Genomic DNA, 16,667 nt, shown 5'->3' with positions numbered 1-16,667 from the left:
GGTGACAGAGGATGGGGGATGGGCTGCGTTGGGGTATCGCAGTTTAGAAGAAGCCGAGCTTGTCTTCCGAGTAGGAGACGAGCAGGTTCTTGGTCTGCTGGTAGTGATCCAGCATCATCAGGTGGTTTTCGCGGCCGATGCCCGAGGACTTGTAGCCGCCGAAAGCCGAGTGCGCCGGGTAGGCGTGGTATTGGTTGACCCAGACACGTCCGGCCTGGATGTCGCGGCCTGCGCGGTAGGCGGTGTTGCCGTTGCGGCTCCACACGCCCGAGCCCAGCCCGTAGAGGGTGTCGTTGGCAATGGCCATCGCATCGTCGTAGTCCTTGAACTTCGCCACCGAGACCACCGGGCCGAAGATCTCCTCTTGGAAGATGCGCATGTTGTTGGTGCCTTCGAAGATGGTCGGCTGCACGTAGTAGCCGCCGGACAGGTCGCCGCCCAGGTCCGCGCGCCCGCCGCCGGTGAGCAGCTTGGCTCCCTCGGCCTTGCCGATGTCCATGTAGGACAGGATCTTTTCCAGCTGGTCGTTGGAGGCCTGGGCACCCATCATGGTGTCGGTGTCCAGCGGGTTGCCCTGCTTGATGGCCTTGGTGCGGGCCACGACCTTTTCCATGAATTCGCCGTAGATGCTTTCCTGGACCAGCGCGCGCGACGGGCAGGTGCAGACCTCGCCCTGGTTCAGCGCGAACATCGTGAAGCCTTCCTGGGCCTTGTCGTAGAAGGCGTCGTCCTTGGCCGCCACGTCCTCGAAGAACACGTTGGGGGACTTGCCGCCGAGCTCCAGGGTGACCGGGATGAGGTTTTCCGACGCGTACTGCATGATCAGGCGGCCGGTGGTGGTCTCGCCGGTGAACGCGATCTTGCGGATGCGCTTGTTCGAGGCCAGCGGCTTGCCGCACTCGACGCCGAAGCCGTTGATGACGTTCAGCACGCCGGCCGGAAGCAGGTCGCCGATCAGTTCCATCAGCACCAGGATCGATACCGGGGTCTGCTCGGCAGGCTTCAGGACGATCGCGTTGCCGGCGGCCAGCGCCGGGGCGAGCTTCCAGACGGCCATCAGCAGCGGGAAGTTCCACGGGATGATCTGTCCGACAACACCCAGCGGCTCGTGGAAGTGGTAGGCGGTGGTGTTGTCATCGAGCTGCGAGAGGCTGCCTTCCTGGGCGCGGATGGCGCCTGCGAAGTAGCGGAAGTGGTCCACTGCCAGCGGCAGGTCGGCGTTGAGGCATTCGCGGATGGCCTTGCCGTTGTCCCAGGTTTCCGCGACGGACAGCATTTCAAGGTTTTCCTCGATGCGGTCTGCGATGCGGTTCAGGACCAGGGCACGGTCCGCCGGGCTGGTCTTGCCCCAGGCCGGTGCCGCCGCGTGCGCCGCATCCAGTGCGGTTTCAACGTCTTCGGCGGTGGATCGTGCGACCTCGCAGAAGGACTTGCCGGTAACCGGGGTGATGTTTTCGAAGTACATCCCCTTGGCCGGAGCAACCCACTGGCCGCCGATGTAGTTCTCATACCGCGACTTGAAGTTGACCAATGCTCCATCGGTGTTCGGGTTTGCGTAGATGCTCATGGCTGCGTGACTCCTTCGTCTCTTCGCTTCGTGCCGGTGGCTGGATGCCTCGCCGTCTTGGTATGTGACTCTAGTCACTTAAACGTTGCGAGAAGGTTGCACAACGTTGCAACGCTGCGCAGCGGTGTCAGGAAGTGCACCGGCTCCACGACATGACCCGACCCGCACTCCCCGCGGCAAGCGCCGTGGCATCGGGCCGTGTCGCGAAAAAAACGCGAACGAACTCCGGGATCGACTACCCGTCCAGCGCTTCAATCTCAGCGACAACCAGTGAACGCGCCGGCGAATCCAGCGGCAATTCACGCAGGGCGGCCAGCAGCAGTTGAGAATCCGCGCTCTGCCTTCCAAGCCGCAGCAACTGCTGTGCGGTGCCGCGATCCAGCACCATTTCCCGCAGGGCAATCTGCGCGCGGTAGCGAAGCGCAACGATGCCAGGGGCCTGCGAGCGCACGAGGATCTCGGCGGGATACAGCTGCAGCGCCCGTTCCAGATCGCCCTCCTCCATGGCCTGCCAGAGCATGGTCAGCGTGGTTTGCAGTTCCCATTCCAGGCGGTAGGGGCGTGCGGCGATGCGGCGGTCAGGCGAATCAGCGAGCGCCTTGCGCAGTCGCACCAGCTCGGAGCGCAGGGTCCCTTCGGAAGCATTGTCGGGCTGTTCGAAAAGCTCTTCGACCAACTGGGCGCTGTTCAGCCCGCGGGGTTGGGCCGCAAGTATGGTCAGGATCTCCGCATGGCGAAGGGACAACGGCTTGCCGGAAAGCCGCGGGCCGTCACTGGCGCACAAATCGAGGAAATCCTCATCCACCCGCTCCTCAGCCAGTGACGGGAGAAGCAGCTGCCCCTCAGCCGCAGCCACCGCCGCCTGAAGCAGCGGCAGCGAATGCACGGCAATCGCATCAGCACCGCCGGTCAGATCAACCGCGCCGATGATGCGGCCGGTCCGCGGGTTGCGGATCGGCACCGCGGAACAGTTCAAGTGGTGCACGTGCTCATAGAGGTGCTCAGCGCCGGAAACCTGGACGCCGCTTCCCGTCGCAAGCGCCAGCCCTGGAGCCGACGTGCCCACCGAAGATTCGCCCCAGTTCGCGCCCGCGCTGAACCCGACATTTTCAGCGCCGTCCATGGCTCCGTGGTTGCCGGCAACCCACAGCAGCGTCCCCTGCGCGTCGGCAAGGGCCACCAGAAGATTAGCGTCGCTGGCGGCGGGAACCAGCAACTTTTCGAAAACAGGCCAAATGCGCTGCAGTTCGCTGCGCTCCCGCGCCAGACGAAGGCTGTCGTCGCTGAGCGTCGAGGGATAGCTGAATTGCGCAGGGTTCGAGAGGGATCGCCGCCACGACTCGCGAACGACGTTCCTCAATGGAAGCGCGTCAAGGTCAGCCAGATGCGACCCCAAGAGCTCGTGCGCTTTGCGCGCTTGGCTCGCCGCAGCCGACCAGTCCATGCCAGTTTCGCCCACCGTGACTCCAGATACCTGTAAAAATTCAGCGTAACGCAGGTCACTTTCCCATGCGTACCTTACACACTAGGGCATGCGGGTGGGGATTTGTAGTGATCATCCTGTTGATCCGGTCCACGGCCCCTGGACTCCGCGCACGAAACGGCGGCGTCGCCGCTGGTCGGACGCGATCCATAGGAGACTTAACACCTTGCATAATAGGTGATTTATCTCCCCTTTAAACACAATGCTGGCTCCGGAGAACTAATTTGATCCGCCCCCTTCCCTCTGGCGCGCAGCGGGAGTAATATACAACCAAATGGTTGTATATGAGTTGAGCGATGAACAGGTAAACAAGGTCTTCCGCGCCTTGGCAGACGCCACACGACGAGACATCGTGCGGCGGACGTTAAGCGCCGAGGTGCGCGTGAGCGACCTGGCCGCGGCCTACGACATGTCGTTTGCCGCGGTGCAGAAGCACGTGGCCGCCCTTGAAGCGGCGGGCCTGGTTACCAAGATCGCACGTGGCCGCGAACGCATCGTCCGCGGCCAGCCGGACACCATCCGACACGTCCAGGAACTGCTAACCGCCTACGAGGACATCTGGCGTCAGCGCATCAGCCGGCTCGATGACTTCCTCGCAGATGAAACCGACTAAGGATTTCGCCATGCCTGTCACCTCCGTACTCAAGGACCCGGAAACGCTGACACTGACCGTTCACGCCAATTTCCCGGCCCCCGTTTCCCGGCTCTGGGATGCCTATCTCGACCCCCGCCAGATCGAAAAGTTCTGGGGCCCGGTTGAATACCCTGCCACCTTCACGCGCCACGACGGCGCGGTCGGAGGCCGGAGCAACTACTACATGACCTCGCCTGAAGGCGAGCAGTTCCACGGATACTGGATCTGGAACGAGGTCGTCGAGCACAAGTTCTTCGAGGTCACCGACGGTTTCGCCCATTCCGACGGATCAGTGAACGAAGACCTTCCCGCCACCCGCACCGTCTTCAGCTTCGACCCCCACGAGGAGGGGTCCAAGCTGACCATCACCGCCAACTTCGACTCGGCCGAGGAGCTCGAGCAGGTGGTCGCCATGGGCATGATCGATGGCACGCGTTCGGCCATGAGCCAGATCGAGCAGGTGCTGATCGACCTGCGCAACTACGCGCAGACCTTCGCCACCGAAGCCCAGCTGCTTTCCGACACCCAGGTGCGCGTCAGCCGCCTCATCCGCGGCACCCAGGAGCAGGTCTGGCACGCACACCACGATCCGGAGCTCATGAAGCGCTGGCTGCTGGGCCCCGACGGCTGGCAGATGACCGAATGCATCCTGCCCAAGGAGGTGGGAGACAGCTACCGCTACTGGTGGGAGCCGAATTCCGGCGTCGAAGGCCAGGGGTTCGGATTCGCCGGCGTTTGTCTGTCCAGCACCCCGCGCAGCTTCGAATCCTTCACCGAGCAGATGATCGACACCGACTACCCGGCAACAGTCAATGAAACGACGTTCACCCCGGTGCAGTCAGGCACCCTGCTCAGCCTGGTCATCACCTACCCCGACGCCCAAACCCGCGACATGGTGCTGGCCACCGGAATGATCGAGGGAATGGAGGCCAGCTACGCACGCCTTGAATCACTGCTCTGAGCGATACGCCCCACAATCGCGATAAGGGCCGGGGCAAATGTGAAACACTTAGTGTCATGAGTACCCACAATGTGCGCGCAGGCCTGGACAAGCAGGCGAATCAGGTTCAGGAAATGTTCGACAATCTTGCTCCAAAGTACGATCTGCTCAATACCCTGATGACCGGCGGCATTGTGAACTACTGGCGCAAGATCACCACCGAGGCGATCGCCCCGAAGCCCGGAGAGCGCATCCTGGATCTGGCAGCCGGCACCGGTACCTCGTCCGTGCCGTTGGCCAAGGCCGGCGCGCGCGTGACCGCGTGCGACATGTCCCACGGCATGCTCGCCGAGGGCCGCAAGCGCTACCCCGAGCTGGAATTCGTCTACGGCGACGGCCACGATCTGCCATTCGAGGACAACACCTTCGATGCGGTGACCATCTCCTACGGCCTGCGCAACATTGACGACACCGAGAAGGCGCTGTCCGAGCTGCACCGCGTCACCAAGCCCGGCGGACGCATTGTGGTTGCCGAGTTCTCCACCCCGACCGTAACCCCGATCAAGGTCGCCTACCAGCAGTTCCTGCCGCGCGTGATTCCAGCCCTGGGCTACATGGTCTCGCCGAATCCTTCGGCGTACGCCTACCTGGCCGAGTCCATCGCCGCCTGGCCGGGCCAGGAAGAGCTGGGCCGCAAGTTCGTCAACGTGGGTTGGAAGAACGTCGAGTACCGCAACCTGACCGGCGGCATCGTCGCGGTGCACCGCGCGTGGAAGTAAGCTGAACAGCAAGTTGTGAATCGGGGCATGCCTGGCGGCACGCCCCGATTTTTTCTGCCCAGCCCCACGGCCGGGTGCGCCTGTTACACTCGAAACCATGGATCTCATCTGCGCATAGCCTCGAACAGTCTCGCGCCCCATTCAGCGGCGCACGTTCATTCACGGCTTCCGGTGCAGATTTCCGTTTCCCCGGTTCCCCAGCTGTTGCCACGAACCCTCCAACGACGTCTTTTCCCGGTTGCCTCCTCAGCCTTCACAGGAGCCACCATGGCCTTGACCCCACCCATCACCCTGACCTCCCTCAGCTTCTGTTGGCCAGACGGCGAGCAGGTGCTCTCCCAGCTTGACGGCACCTTCCCCGCCGGCGCCAGCGGCTTGATCGGTGCCAACGGCAGCGGAAAATCCACCCTGCTCAAGCTGATCGCCGGGCGCCTGGCCCCCAGCTCCGGACAGGTTTCGGCGGCTGGCGACGTCGCCTACCTGGCGCAGAACATCACCCTGCAATCGGACGCAACGCTTGCGGACCTGCTGGGCATCGCCCCTGCCTACCGCGCGCTGCAGGCCATCGAGGCGGGCAGCGTCGCCCCGGAGGATTTCGACGCCGTCGGCTCCGACTGGGACCTTGAAGCCAGGATCCAGGCCGAACTGACCCCGCTGGGCTTCGGCGGCCTGGACCTGTCGCGCCGGGTCGACGAGCTGTCCGGCGGCGAAACCATGCTGCTGGCGGTCCTCGGGCTGCGCCTGGCGCGCAAGCCCGTCACGCTGCTCGACGAGCCGACGAACAACCTCGATGGCCAGACCCGGCAGCTGCTGTACGGGCTGCTGCGCACCTGGCCCGGAACACTCGTCGTAGTGAGCCACGACCTGCAGCTGCTGGAGCAGATGCAGCACACCATCGAACTGCATCAAGGACAGCTGCGCTTCTTCGGCGGCCCGTACAGCCTGTACCAGGAGCAGCTGGCGACCGAGCAGCAGGCGGCGCTGCAGGCGGCCAAAACCGCCAGCTCCGCGCTGAAGGTGGAAAAGCGGCAGCGCGCCGAAGCGGAGACCAAGCTGGCGCGCACCAAACGCAAGGGCCGCGCCGAACAGCTCGGCGGCAACATGCCGCGCATCCTGGCCAACTCCCTGAAGCAGAAGTCCGAGGCGAACGCCGGCAAGACCCGCGCCCAGTACGAGGCGAAAATCGACGCCGCGCAGCAGCACGTCGACCAGGCGCAGTCAAGGATCAGGGAGATCGAGCACATCAACCTCGAACTTCCCGATCCGGGGCTGCCGGCCGGGCGGCGGGTGCTTGAGCTGGACGACGGCACCAGCTGGCATCTGCTGCAGGGCCCCGAGCGCGTGGCGCTGACCGGCCCCAACGGCGCGGGCAAGAGCACGCTGCTGCGGCAGCTGCTCTCCGGAGCCGGGCCCTCCGACGGGATCAGCGGAACTCTGCATGTGGACCGGGTGGGCTACCTGCCCCAGCAGCTGGCGGGACTGGACGATACGCTCAGCGCCCTGGACAACGTCCAGCGCGCGGCTCCGGACGTCCCCTCCGGGACCATCCGCAATACGCTGGCCCGGCTGCTGCTGCGCGGCGCCAGCGTCGACCGCCCGTTGGGAACCCTCTCCGGAGGCGAACGGCTGCGCGTCTACCTGGCCTGCCTGCTGGTAGCGGTTCCTGTGAATCAGCTGCTGATTCTGGACGAGCCCACGAACAATCTGGACATCGACAGCGTGCGCCAGCTGGCCGAAGCCCTGAATGCCTACCGCGGCGCCTTGCTGGTAGTCAGCCACGACCAGGACTTCCTCGCGCAGCTGGGACTGGACTACGCGCTCAGCCTTGATTCCGCGCGGAATCTGGCCAAGGTCGAGGTCTCAGGGGCGTGATTCATGCAGGAAGCCCGCGTAGACTTGAATAAAGCACAACGCCCAGGACCGAAAGCAGTTCAACCATGTCCTACCCGCAGCGCACCGTAGAAGTCGTCGACGCCGGCTTGGTCATCGACCAGTCCGCCACCTTGCTCTGGGAGGATATCCGACGAGCTTTCATCTACGACGCGGGGACGGAAGCCGAGGATCTGACCTGCGCCGAGTTCCACCTGGCCGAGGGCTACAGCGTGGAAATCAACAGCCAGATGCCCGGCTGGGCCCACGCCATCGAGCACCTGCCGGCACGCATCGACAACCTGGTCGACGAACGCTGAGCACCGCCGCGGCCCCGCTGGACCGCGGCACCCCCGAATTCCGGCTCGCATCGAGCCGATCCTAGGAGTTTTCCCATGGCAACCATTGTTTTATTCCACCACGTCCAGGGCCTGACCCCGGGAGTCCAGGCAATGGCCGCGGAACTGCGGGCCGAAGGGCACACCGTGCACCCGGTGGACCTGTTCGCCGGCAAGCTTCCCAAGGATCTGGAGGCTGGCATCCTGCTGGCCAACAAGGTCGGCGAGGACAAGATCCAGCAGCGCGTGGACAAGCTGTTCAAGAACCTGCCCGACGAACTGGTCTACATCGGCACTTCCTGGGGCGCGGCCCTGGCCCAGCAGTGCGCGCAGCAGCGTCCGGGCGCGCTGGGCGCCGTCCTGCTCGAGTCATTCGTGGACCTGGATGCCGAATGGAGCTTCGGCCCCTGGCCGACCGCCGTGCCGGTGCAGATCCACGGCATGGACAACGACCCGTTCTTCGCCCGCGAGGGCGACCTGGAGGCGGCCGAACGCTTCGTCAACGACCAGGGCGAGGGGCTCGCGCAGCTGTTCACCTACCCCGGCGACAAGCACCTGTTCACCGACAGCTCGCTGCCGTCCCACGACCCGCAGGCTCGCGCGCTGGTCATGGAGCGCATCAAGAAGTTCCTGGCCGACATCTAGGGCCATCAACCTGCCCGGCAATTCCCCCGCCCACTAGAATCTTGATATGCGAATCGAGCGTTTGTTCCGTTTCCCAGTCAAGGGCCTGCCCGCCGAGGAGCTCACCCGCGCCGCGGTGAGCGCCGAGGGCGGGGTAGCCGGGGACCGCGCCGTCGCACTGGGCAACGGCAGCACCCCTGTCGCGGACGGGCAGTGGCAGTCCTGCGGCTCCTTCACCGCGCTGAAAAACGACACGTCCCTGCAACAGTGGCAGGTCGTCTCCGCTCCCCCATTCATCACGGTGACAGCCCCGGCGGCCACGGGGGCCGCTCCCTTCACCTTCGACTCCTCCGATGCCGGCGAGCGCTCGGCGGCCGCTGACTACATGGCAGCGCACATCCCGGCGCAGGGAGGCCATGCCCGCACCCTGGTCGCCGCCTCCCACGGGATGTTCGATTCCCGCCTCTCTGGCATCTCGCTGATCAACCCCCGCACGGTCGAGGCGCTCTCGAAGGCCGCGGGCGTCACGCTGGATCCGCTACGCTACCGCGGCAACATCCTGCTGGACGGGGTGCCGGCCTTCGGCGAGTTCGAGCTGATCGGCAAGGTCCTGCGTATCGGCGAGACCCGGATCGCGATCACCAAGTCCATCGAGCGCTGCCCTGCCACGTCGGTCAATCCCGCCACCACGCAAGTGGACGTCAACGGGCCGCGGCTGCTGGCAAGCCATTTCGGGCACCTGCACTGCGGCGTCTACGGCACGGTCCTGGCCGGCGGGACGCTGCAGGCAGGGGACGAGATCCGCATTGATTCCGAAGACCGGCGCGCGCTGGCATTGGCGCCTGCCAAGCGCACCCCGCGCTACCTCGAGGTCATCGAGCGCCGGCAGCTGGACGGCGATGCGGTGGAAATTTCGCTGCGCGACCCGCACGGCTGGATCGCGGCCCACGACGAGGCGGGCACCCATCTGCGGGTGCACCTGCCCGACCCGCTGTGGCGCAACTACACCATCACCGCGGTGCACCGGGACGTCATCAGCATCGCCGTGCGCACCGCCGGAACCGTCTCGCAGAAGATGGCCGGCCTGCGGGCCGGGGACAAGCTGCTGGCTTCGGGACCCCACGGCACCATGACCGCACGCCGCGTGCTGCACGGCCGCACCGCGCTGCTCACCGCCGGCATCGGCATCACCCCCGCCCTGGGGCTGCTTCGCGGAGCCGGCCAGGCACCTGAATTGAATGAACTGCGATTGTTCCATGTGGAGCGCGGGCCCGGTGGCGAGCTGTTCACGCGCGCTGGCGCCTTGGCCCGCGGCCTGGGGCTGCCCGCCCGGATCAGCCACGTCGATTCCCGGGCAGGCCGGCCAACCGCGGCGCAGCTGGCCCAGGCCATCGAGTCCTGCGACAGCGTGGTGATCTGCGGCCCGGCCGGATTCACCCAGCTGGCACTGGAGACCTGCGAGCTGGCCGGCATCGCGCCGCAGCACGTCCACCGGGAAACCTTTGCCTCCCCCGCCGCCGACCTGGGCGAGCTGCTGCAGCAGTACGCCCCGGCACGGATTTTCTTCTCCTCCGGCGCGGCGGGATTCACCTGGCGCCCGCAGGACGGCACGCTGCTTGAATCGCTGGAGGCCCGAGGGCTCACCCCGAACAGCTCCTGCCGGGCAGGGTCCTGCGGCGAATGCGCACTGACGCTGCGCCGCGGCAGCGTCGGCTACCCGCTGGATCCCAGCGCCCGGGTGGCGGAGAACCAGATTCTGGCCTGCATGGCGGCTCCCGCCGAGGACCTGGAACTGCAGCTCTAGGCATGCGGAGCTACTCTCTGGGGTCCGGCCTGAGCGAGTCGAAGAATTCGGAAATCGCCTTCATGATCGCCGCTGGTTGTTCGTCGACTATGAAATGCCCGGCGTCCTCGATAATTTCCAAGCGCACATCAGTCCCATAAATGGAAGTATCAGCGAAAGCCCTGCGCACGACTGCCGGTGGGAACCCAGCATCCTTGGTTCCGAAAATGAACAATGATGGCATGGCAAAGCGTTCAGCCCTGTAGCTGCCTCGTATTATCCGCATCAGCTCCGGGAGGACCATACGGCGGCAAAGGGGCACGACGGCCCGTGCGGAGTTTTCATGGCTCATCATTGCCTGATACTGGTCGACCACTGCCTGGTCCAGGGGCTGGACCATGAAAATCGGCGAGAAGAAATGGCGGGTCATTCGTCCCGAGCGCATGAGCCAGGGACCGAGCTTCGGCATGGACAGCGCTTCCTGGTGCCACAAGTGCCTCATGCCTGGCATCATGCCCAGATCAAATCGCATTTGCGGAGGCGGCACGGCAATCATCACGTGACTGGTTATTCGTTCCGGGTAGTGCATCGCCAGCTGGAATGCAGAAACGGCTCCCATGTCCTGGCTCACCATGCGAACCTCGCCCAGATCCAAAACGTCGAGCAATTCCAGGATGTCTCGAGTTCGGCGGGTCCTATCGATGTCCCGGTACGGCAGGCGAGTCCATCCCTCACCGCGAAGGTCGGGCGCGATGGCCCGATACCCCTGAGCCGCAAGTGCCGGCATGATTTCTCGCCATTGCCACCACGTCTGACCGAATCCGTGCAACAGGAGCACCGGGTCGCCGGACCCCATAGCCGCCACGTGCATCTGCCCACCGGCGACTTCCAGGAATTCGTGGTCGACCCCAGCCACCACCGGCATGGCCGGCCATGCTTGGCTTTCCGTAGTCATTTTGTATCCCACCACAGTGAAATTCTTGGGATCCTTCTCACCGCCGTGTTGCCGCGCGCCAAGCAATCACGCATCGGGGACCGCGGGAAGGGACCCAGGCTTATCGACTAACCTTGGCCAAAAGCCAGGGCGCATGCTCGCGCTCGGGTCATTTGGAAGGACCCGCAGGAGCACCCGAGGGTTTCCTGTCGCCTAACGCCCAGACCGGCTCGCGCCAACAACATGGCGTATTCAACTTTGAGAGCTTTGCCCACTCTCACACAATACTACGTCCACAATGAATTGTCACTATGATTATAGTGATGGAGAATGAAATTATGGAGACTTCCACTTCCAACCCAAGTTCCCGGGCAGAGCGGGCCTTGAACGCAGCACTTGCGCTCCTCGGCGAGCAAGGAGTGCGGGCACTAAGCCATGCCCGCGTCGACCAGACAGCCGGGCTGCCAGCAGGATCGACATCCAACTATTTTCGTACCAAGCAGGCATTGCTCGAGGGCGTCGCATCGCACCTTGCCCAGCGCGAACGCGAGGATTTCGGCCAAGCTGCGCCAATCCTCGAGCGCGCGGAGGCAGAGGAGGCATTCACCAGAATGCTGGAAACCCAAAGCGGGATTTTCCGCAGCAGGACGCTGGCCCGCTACGCGCTGTTCATCGACTTGGCCCATTCTCCGGAACTTGTTGCGCCGCTGAAGGACAACCGGAGGGTCTTCGAACACTGGACAACCGCGACGCTGGCCGCCCTGGGCGCCAAAGACCCCCTGGGCTGCACGAGATTCATCATGGCCACGCTCGACGGCGCACTGCTGCACCGGATCACGGTCGACGACTCGCTGGATTTCGCGCCGGTCATCCGCCGCGCCCTGGCCGCCTGCCTCGATAGCTAGCCTCCTGCCGGAACACGGAAAACCCCGCCTCCTCCGGTGAAGCCGGGGTGGCGGGGTTTTGTCTGGTGCGCCCTGCGGGGATCGAACCCGCGACCAATGGATTAAAAGTCCAGTGCTCTACCAGCTGAGCTAAAGGCGCACGGCCTACGGCCAGAAACCATATTACCTGAAGTGCCCGTCCATCCTTAATCGAGGCCGATCCACGTCGCAAGCAGCGGAAAACGCCAAGGATAAGGGAGTAACCTAGTCGCCATGAGAGGTGCACGTTCCGGATCGCAAACCGCCCACGAGTCGGGGTACCGGCATCACAAACCCCGCCCCTTCGCCCCGATCGACTTCGAGCCCTATGAAGGCGGGGCCGATCCCGCGCGGATATCGGAGGCCGCGCACCTGTCCGCGCGCGCCTTCGTCCAGCAAGGGCTGGCCAACGACGACCCGGAGGTCACCCGGAGGCTGATTGCCGTCGCCGAGGACGAGGGCATCGAGGTGCTCGCCGAACTCTGGAGCGAGGCCCCGGCGCATTCGCTGCCCGGCGCGCTTTGGCGCCTGTACGCGGTCCGCACCGCCACCTTGAACATGCCCGACGTCATGGCCGCACGGTTCTCCGCCGGAGCCCACCGCGCAGAGGTCGAACGCATCGTCGCCGGCGCCGCCGAGCCGCCCAGCGCCGAGGAGCTGAAGAAGATGACCAGCTCGATTCTCTCAGGGGCCTTCAACGGGGACTTCGCCCACGCCCTTGAGCGCACCGCCGCCTACTGCAGAGTGCTGGCCCTGGGCATGACCGAGCACGCCGACGCCGCGGACCTGGCCAGCAGCGAGCGCGGCACCAACCTGACCTTGCGGGCGCGCTCGCTGGACAACACCGCCAAGGATCTGGAGATCTGCGCCCGAATGTGGCGCCAGGGCACGCTGGACTAGCAACAAAAATCGGCTCCGCCTCCCTGTGGCCTTAGGATTGGGACGGCAGAATTCCTCAAGCGAAGGGCCGGTGCGTGGGCGCAAACAACAAGGCGGCATCCTCGGGCGCCATGCGCTGGCTCCTGGTGCTGATTGCCACCGCGCTGCTGTCCCAGACGGCCTTGAACGTAATCCGCCCGGTCACGACCTACAAGCTCATTGCGCTGGGTTCCGGTCCGGTGACGGTTGGCGCGGCCACGGCCGCCTTCGCGCTGCTGCCCTTGGTGACAGCGATTTCCATGGGCCGGCTCAGCTCCCGCATGCGCCAGATCCGCTACCTGATGCTGGGCGGCGTCGTCCTGCTGGCGCTCGGCGGCGCTGGCATCGCCCTGTCCCCCAACGCGCTGCTGGTCGCGGCCGCCAGCGCGGTGCTGGGCATGGGGCACCTGATGTTCACCATCGGCGGCCAGTCCTCCATCGCACGCTTTTTGCCCGACAGCGAACTGGATAAGGGATTCGGCTGGTTCACCGCCGCGTATTCCGCCGGCCAATTCCTCGGTCCGCTGGCCGCAGGCCTGATCCTGGGCACCGGCACCGCGGCCGACTCCCCAGAGCGCATCGCCAGCATCAGCCTGTCACTGTGGATCGGTGCCGGCTGCTCGCTGCTGGCGGCCCCGCTGCTGCTGGCCAATTTCCAGCCGTCGACCACCAAGAACACCGCTTCCGCGGCATCGGCCCGCCCCAAGACCTCCGCCTGGGCCATCCTGCGGGTTCGCGGCATGACCTCCCACATGCTCGCGGCGCTGACACTGCTGTCCATGCTGGACATCCTCACCGCCTTCCTGCCGCTGGTCGCCGAGCAACATAACGTCACACCTGTGGCAGTTGGTGTGCTCTTGGCCATCCGCGGCTGCGCCTCGGTGGTCTCGCGCCTGGTGATCCCGCAGCTATCCGCGCACTTCAGCCGCCCGGCCCTGCTCACCACCAGCTTGTACCTGGCGGCCGCCACCATCGCCATCGCGCCGTTCTTCATCGACTCGCTGTGGATCTCGGGCGCCGCGATGCTGGTCGGCGGTTTCTTCCTGGGACTTGGCCAGCCGCTGACCATGACCATGATCTCCACCTCGGTGGAACCGGCCGACCGGGGTGCCGCGCTGGCTCTCCGGCTCATGGGAAACCGGCTCGGACAAGTAGGTTTGCCGATTATCGCAAGTACCGTGGCAGCTGGCATGGGCCCTGCCGGGGCGATCTGGTTCTGCTGCGCGCTACTGGGGATCAGCGGAATCGAGAAGTCGCTGCGGCGATAACGTGAGAAACGGCACGCCGTCGGGCAGGCGGTTGACAGCAAGCGCTTCAAGCGAGAAAACTAGGAGTCGGTGCCGGGCTGCTGGTAACCCCGGGCTCCAAAACTCTGCCGCCTAGAGCGGCCTTCCGCCGAGAGGCGTTCCCGGTCCGGCACCACCACAATTCTTGTGTTCACTTCAACGACGTAAACTGTTCTGCGTTGGTACCTGCCCGCATGCCCTAGTCGAATGGTGCGCCGTACAAAGTGAAGTTCCAGATTTTTCCCTCAGCCTCGCGCGGCATTGAGCTGCTGCGCGACCTCGCCGCAACGATTCGACGCTCGGTCGCCAGCGTTTCCGAGATGATCGGCAACCCCGAGGGGCGCCCCCAGCAGCTGCGCGACCTGGCCGCGGCGGAGGCCGAGGCCTCCGACCTGGTCCACGCGGTGCTGACCCACCTGCGAACCAGCTACATCAGCCCCTTGCCCCGCGAGGACATGTACACGCTCTCGAGGCTGCTGCACGAAACCATGGAACAGCTGCGCGGCACCGGAGAGCTGATCATGAACATCGGCACCACCCCGCTTTCTGAGCGCTCCTCAGAGCAGCTCGAGCTCATCTCGCAGCTGGCCGACCTGGCCTCCGACTCCGTCCAGCACCTTGGCAACCTGGACGACCTGGAAGACAACTGGCTGCAGATGGTGCAGTCCTCCAAACGCGCGGCGAGGACCCACCTGGTGTGGGTGGATGAAATCGCGGGCTTCTCCAAGGCCAGCACCATCCACCGCCACCAGCGCGTGGCCGACCACCTGATGCTCACCGCCAACACCCTGCGCCAGTTCGCCGATCACCTGGGCCGCGTGCTGGTCAAGGAGTCCTAAGACCCATGACCGTTATTTCGTCCCTTACCGCCGTTGCGGTGGTCCTGACCCTGGGCTACGCCGTGCTCAATGGTTTCAGGGACGCCTCCACAGCGGTGGCCGCCGCGGTGCGCACCAGGGCGCTGACCCCGGTGGTGGCCGTCGTGGTGGCATCGTTCTTCGCCTTCCTCGGCACCATCGCCACCTCGGGATTGAGCACCGCGCTGGTCGACGCGCTGAACTTCAACGTCCCGGACGGCATCGACGGGCTGAAGCTGGTGATCTGCGGCCTGCTGACGGCCGGTGCCTGGGGGCTCTACTGCTGGTGGCGCGGCCTGCCCATGAGCTCGACCCATTCGCTGCTCTCCGCCCTGGTGGGCGCCAGCGGCGCCGCGGCCTTCATGGGGGATGCGTCGATGTCCGGGGCCTGGGCGCTGCTGGTTGGCTCGGTCCTGCTGCCGCTGCTGATCTCCCCGATCATCGCCTACACCCTGTCGTACCTGGTGGTGATCCCGGCGATGTGGCTGGTTCGGCACGACACCTCGCACACCGTGAACGAGGTCTCGCGCGCCGGCCAAGCGGTCACCGCCTGCGCCTCGGCCCTGGGGCTGGGCCTGCAGGACGGCCAGCGCACCGGCGCGCTGATCGCGCTGGTGCTGATCACCGGGGACGCCATGGACCCAGGGCCGGTCACCTGGGCCATCCAGCTGTCCGCCGGCGCCGCGTTGTCCTTCGGCGTGCTGCTGGGCGGCTGGCGCATCACCCACACGCTGGGACGCCGCCTGGTGAACTTCGACCCGATGCGCGGAATGATCGCCCAGGGCGTCTCCGCCATCATGCTGTTCGTCGGCTCGCTGGTCTTCCATCTGCCGCTGTCCACCACCCAGACCGTCACCAGCGGCATCGTCGGCGCCGGCAAGAACCAGGCCTTCGAGTCGGTCTTCTGGCGCAATGTCGCCAGGGTGGCCTGGCACTGGGTACTGACGCCCGTGGTATGCGTCTTCGGCGGCGCGGTGCTCACGCTGGCCATCAGCCCGCTGTTCTAGCGGTTTTCCCGGCGACTGGCCGGGCTAGTCCGGATCCGGCGTGAACAAGTCCTCGATGGGGCACCCGAACAGCGCGGCCAGCTTGAACGCCAGCGGCAACGAGGGGTCGTAGCGGCCCTTCTCCAAGGAGATGATGCTTTGGCGCGAGATCCCCAGCTCGTCGGCGAGCGCCTGCTGCGACAATCCCCTGTCCTTGCGCCGTTCGGCCAGTGAATTGCGCACTAGCCCTCAGCCCCCTTGCTCAGCTGCATCCGGATGCCGAAATCCACCATCGCCAGGACCACCAGGCCCGCGAGCACCAGGTGCAGCGGCCAGCGCAGCGTCAGGTCGATGGCGACCTCCAAGACGCTGAGCACAGCCGCGCCCGCACCCAGCAGCACCAGCATGTCGCGGAACACCCCTGCCGAAGCGCGTTCGCTCCAGCGGTATTCCACCGAGTCCTCGACGTTGCGCGGCGCGTCGCGCATGGTCCCGCGGTCAACCAGCAGCACCCAGAGCAGCGCGGAGAACGGGAGCCAGAAGCTGAACCCGAAGGCCAGCAACGTGGCAAGGAACCGCTCCTCGGGCCCCGCGGCGGCAACGAGCGCGGCAACACCCAGCGCGGCGGCCAGGCCTCCTCCGAAGCTCAGCAAAAGCAGTGTGCGGGTGTTCCCGCCCGAACGCATGCGGCCCCAGGCCGACTTCTTGATCTCGGTCATCGCTCTTCCTCCTGTCGGTTCTTCCTC

General features: G+C 65.4%; 16 protein-coding genes, 1 tRNA gene and 1 pseudogene. 12 read left to right on the top strand and 6 right to left on the bottom strand.

Annotation, left to right across the window (positions count from 1 at the left end; all coding sequences use genetic code 11):
* Window positions 1–43 precede the first annotated feature (43 nt).
* Complete coding sequence (gene exaC, locus C1H84_RS16545) at window positions 44–1,567, bottom strand: acetaldehyde dehydrogenase ExaC (protein WP_053797162.1); 1,524 nt, start codon at window positions 1,565–1,567, stop codon at window positions 44–46.
* Between the two features lie 235 nt (window positions 1,568–1,802).
* Window positions 1,803–3,026, bottom strand: coding sequence for a sigma-54-dependent transcriptional regulator family protein (locus C1H84_RS16540; RefSeq protein WP_146956173.1), 1,224 nt, complete (start codon window positions 3,024–3,026; stop codon window positions 1,803–1,805).
* 298 nt (window positions 3,027–3,324) lie between these two features.
* On the opposite strand from C1H84_RS16540, the gene C1H84_RS16535 reads away from it, so the two are divergent.
* From C1H84_RS16535 to C1H84_RS16505, 7 genes and pseudogenes are all read left to right on the top strand, one after another.
* The gene (locus C1H84_RS16535; RefSeq protein ID WP_113608014.1) at window positions 3,325–3,663 is read left to right on the top strand and encodes an ArsR/SmtB family transcription factor; all 339 of its coding nucleotides are present in this window, start codon (window positions 3,325–3,327) and stop codon (window positions 3,661–3,663) included.
* A 10-nt stretch (window positions 3,664–3,673) separates the two neighbouring features.
* On the top strand, window positions 3,674–4,645 hold the full coding sequence (locus tag C1H84_RS16530; RefSeq protein WP_113608013.1) for an SRPBCC family protein: 972 nt from the start codon (window positions 3,674–3,676) through the stop codon (window positions 4,643–4,645).
* A gap of 56 nt (window positions 4,646–4,701) precedes the next feature.
* Window positions 4,702–5,403 carry a class I SAM-dependent methyltransferase gene (locus tag C1H84_RS16525; RefSeq protein WP_047117678.1) on the top strand — a complete coding sequence of 234 codons (702 nt, stop codon included), beginning with the start codon at window positions 4,702–4,704 and terminating at the stop codon, window positions 5,401–5,403.
* Window positions 5,404–5,670: 267 nt separating this feature from the next.
* Window positions 5,671–7,275 (top strand): ABC-F family ATP-binding cassette domain-containing protein, encoded by a 1,605-nt coding sequence (locus C1H84_RS16520; RefSeq protein WP_113608012.1) that lies wholly within the window; start codon window positions 5,671–5,673, stop codon window positions 7,273–7,275.
* A gap of 65 nt (window positions 7,276–7,340) precedes the next feature.
* Window positions 7,341–7,592: a hypothetical protein gene (locus tag C1H84_RS16515; protein WP_047117676.1), complete on the top strand. Its 252-nt coding sequence runs from the start codon at window positions 7,341–7,343 to the stop codon at window positions 7,590–7,592.
* Between the two features lie 69 nt (window positions 7,593–7,661).
* Window positions 7,662–8,255: pseudogene (locus C1H84_RS16510) on the top strand (dienelactone hydrolase family protein); the annotation flags it as partial.
* 46 nt (window positions 8,256–8,301) lie between these two features.
* A complete protein-coding gene (locus C1H84_RS16505) occupies window positions 8,302–10,038 on the top strand; it encodes an MOSC domain-containing protein (RefSeq protein WP_082344593.1) in 1,737 nt (578 codons plus the stop codon).
* Window positions 10,039–10,048: 10 nt separating this feature from the next.
* Here C1H84_RS16505 and C1H84_RS16500 read toward each other — a convergent pair whose 3' ends face one another.
* Window positions 10,049–10,972, bottom strand: coding sequence for an alpha/beta fold hydrolase (locus tag C1H84_RS16500; protein WP_113608011.1), 924 nt, complete (start codon window positions 10,970–10,972; stop codon window positions 10,049–10,051).
* A 302-nt stretch (window positions 10,973–11,274) separates the two neighbouring features.
* Between C1H84_RS16500 and C1H84_RS16495 the strand changes: the two genes are divergently transcribed.
* Window positions 11,275–11,856, top strand: coding sequence for a TetR/AcrR family transcriptional regulator (locus C1H84_RS16495; RefSeq protein WP_237562437.1), 582 nt, complete (start codon window positions 11,275–11,277; stop codon window positions 11,854–11,856).
* A 63-nt stretch (window positions 11,857–11,919) separates the two neighbouring features.
* Here the strand turns inward: C1H84_RS16495 and C1H84_RS16490 are convergent.
* Window positions 11,920–11,995, bottom strand: a tRNA-Lys gene (locus C1H84_RS16490).
* 113 nt (window positions 11,996–12,108) lie between these two features.
* Between C1H84_RS16490 and C1H84_RS16485 the strand changes: the two genes are divergently transcribed.
* The 4 genes from C1H84_RS16485 to C1H84_RS16470 all read left to right on the top strand — a co-directional run bounded on the left by C1H84_RS16485 (window position 12,109) and on the right by C1H84_RS16470 (window position 15,942).
* Window positions 12,109–12,774: a hypothetical protein gene (locus C1H84_RS16485; protein ID WP_113608010.1), complete on the top strand. Its 666-nt coding sequence runs from the start codon at window positions 12,109–12,111 to the stop codon at window positions 12,772–12,774.
* Window positions 12,775–12,848: 74 nt separating this feature from the next.
* On the top strand, window positions 12,849–14,060 hold the full coding sequence (locus tag C1H84_RS16480) for an MFS transporter (protein ID WP_231736035.1): 1,212 nt from the start codon (window positions 12,849–12,851) through the stop codon (window positions 14,058–14,060).
* Window positions 14,061–14,302: 242 nt separating this feature from the next.
* Window positions 14,303–14,917 carry a hypothetical protein gene (locus C1H84_RS16475; protein WP_047117672.1) on the top strand — a complete coding sequence of 205 codons (615 nt, stop codon included), beginning with the start codon at window positions 14,303–14,305 and terminating at the stop codon, window positions 14,915–14,917.
* Between the two features lie 5 nt (window positions 14,918–14,922).
* Complete coding sequence (locus tag C1H84_RS16470) at window positions 14,923–15,942, top strand: inorganic phosphate transporter (protein WP_113608009.1); 1,020 nt, start codon at window positions 14,923–14,925, stop codon at window positions 15,940–15,942.
* A 24-nt stretch (window positions 15,943–15,966) separates the two neighbouring features.
* Here the strand turns inward: C1H84_RS16470 and C1H84_RS16465 are convergent, their stop codons facing one another.
* Both C1H84_RS16465 and C1H84_RS16460 read right to left on the bottom strand, forming a co-directional pair.
* Window positions 15,967–16,164 carry a helix-turn-helix transcriptional regulator gene (locus tag C1H84_RS16465; protein ID WP_047117670.1) on the bottom strand — a complete coding sequence of 66 codons (198 nt, stop codon included), beginning with the start codon at window positions 16,162–16,164 and terminating at the stop codon, window positions 15,967–15,969.
* Window positions 16,164–16,640 carry a hypothetical protein gene (locus C1H84_RS16460; RefSeq protein ID WP_113608008.1) on the bottom strand — a complete coding sequence of 159 codons (477 nt, stop codon included), beginning with the start codon at window positions 16,638–16,640 and terminating at the stop codon, window positions 16,164–16,166. The genes C1H84_RS16465 and C1H84_RS16460 overlap by 1 nt, the downstream gene beginning before the upstream one ends.
* Between the last annotated feature and the right edge of the window lie 27 nt (window positions 16,641–16,667).

Origin of the sequence: Glutamicibacter soli, from assembly GCF_003309065.1 — a bacterium.
In the GTDB taxonomy this organism is placed as follows: domain Bacteria; phylum Actinomycetota; class Actinomycetes; order Actinomycetales; family Micrococcaceae; genus Glutamicibacter; species Glutamicibacter soli.
This window is presented reverse-complemented; position numbering and strand designations above follow the sequence as displayed.

Bases quoted from the DNA above. Each gene is read 5' to 3' on its own strand.
- exaC (WP_053797162.1), bottom strand. From the start codon at position 1,567: ATGAGCATCTACGCAAACCCGAACACCGATGGAGCATTGGTCAACTTC.
- C1H84_RS16535 (WP_113608014.1), top strand. From the start codon at position 3,325: ATGGTTGTATATGAGTTGAGCGATGAACAGGTAAACAAGGTCTTCCGC.
- C1H84_RS16530 (WP_113608013.1), top strand. From the start codon at position 3,674: ATGCCTGTCACCTCCGTACTCAAGGACCCGGAAACGCTGACACTGACC.
- C1H84_RS16525 (WP_047117678.1), top strand. From the start codon at position 4,702: ATGAGTACCCACAATGTGCGCGCAGGCCTGGACAAGCAGGCGAATCAG.
- C1H84_RS16520 (WP_113608012.1), top strand. From the start codon at position 5,671: ATGGCCTTGACCCCACCCATCACCCTGACCTCCCTCAGCTTCTGTTGG.
- C1H84_RS16515 (WP_047117676.1), top strand. From the start codon at position 7,341: ATGTCCTACCCGCAGCGCACCGTAGAAGTCGTCGACGCCGGCTTGGTC.
- C1H84_RS16505 (WP_082344593.1), top strand. From the start codon at position 8,302: ATGCGAATCGAGCGTTTGTTCCGTTTCCCAGTCAAGGGCCTGCCCGCC.
- C1H84_RS16500 (WP_113608011.1), bottom strand. From the start codon at position 10,972: ATGACTACGGAAAGCCAAGCATGGCCGGCCATGCCGGTGGTGGCTGGG.
- C1H84_RS16495 (WP_237562437.1), top strand. From the start codon at position 11,275: ATGGAGAATGAAATTATGGAGACTTCCACTTCCAACCCAAGTTCCCGG.
- C1H84_RS16485 (WP_113608010.1), top strand. From the start codon at position 12,109: ATGAGAGGTGCACGTTCCGGATCGCAAACCGCCCACGAGTCGGGGTAC.
- C1H84_RS16470 (WP_113608009.1), top strand. From the start codon at position 14,923: ATGACCGTTATTTCGTCCCTTACCGCCGTTGCGGTGGTCCTGACCCTG.
- C1H84_RS16460 (WP_113608008.1), bottom strand. From the start codon at position 16,640: ATGACCGAGATCAAGAAGTCGGCCTGGGGCCGCATGCGTTCGGGCGGG.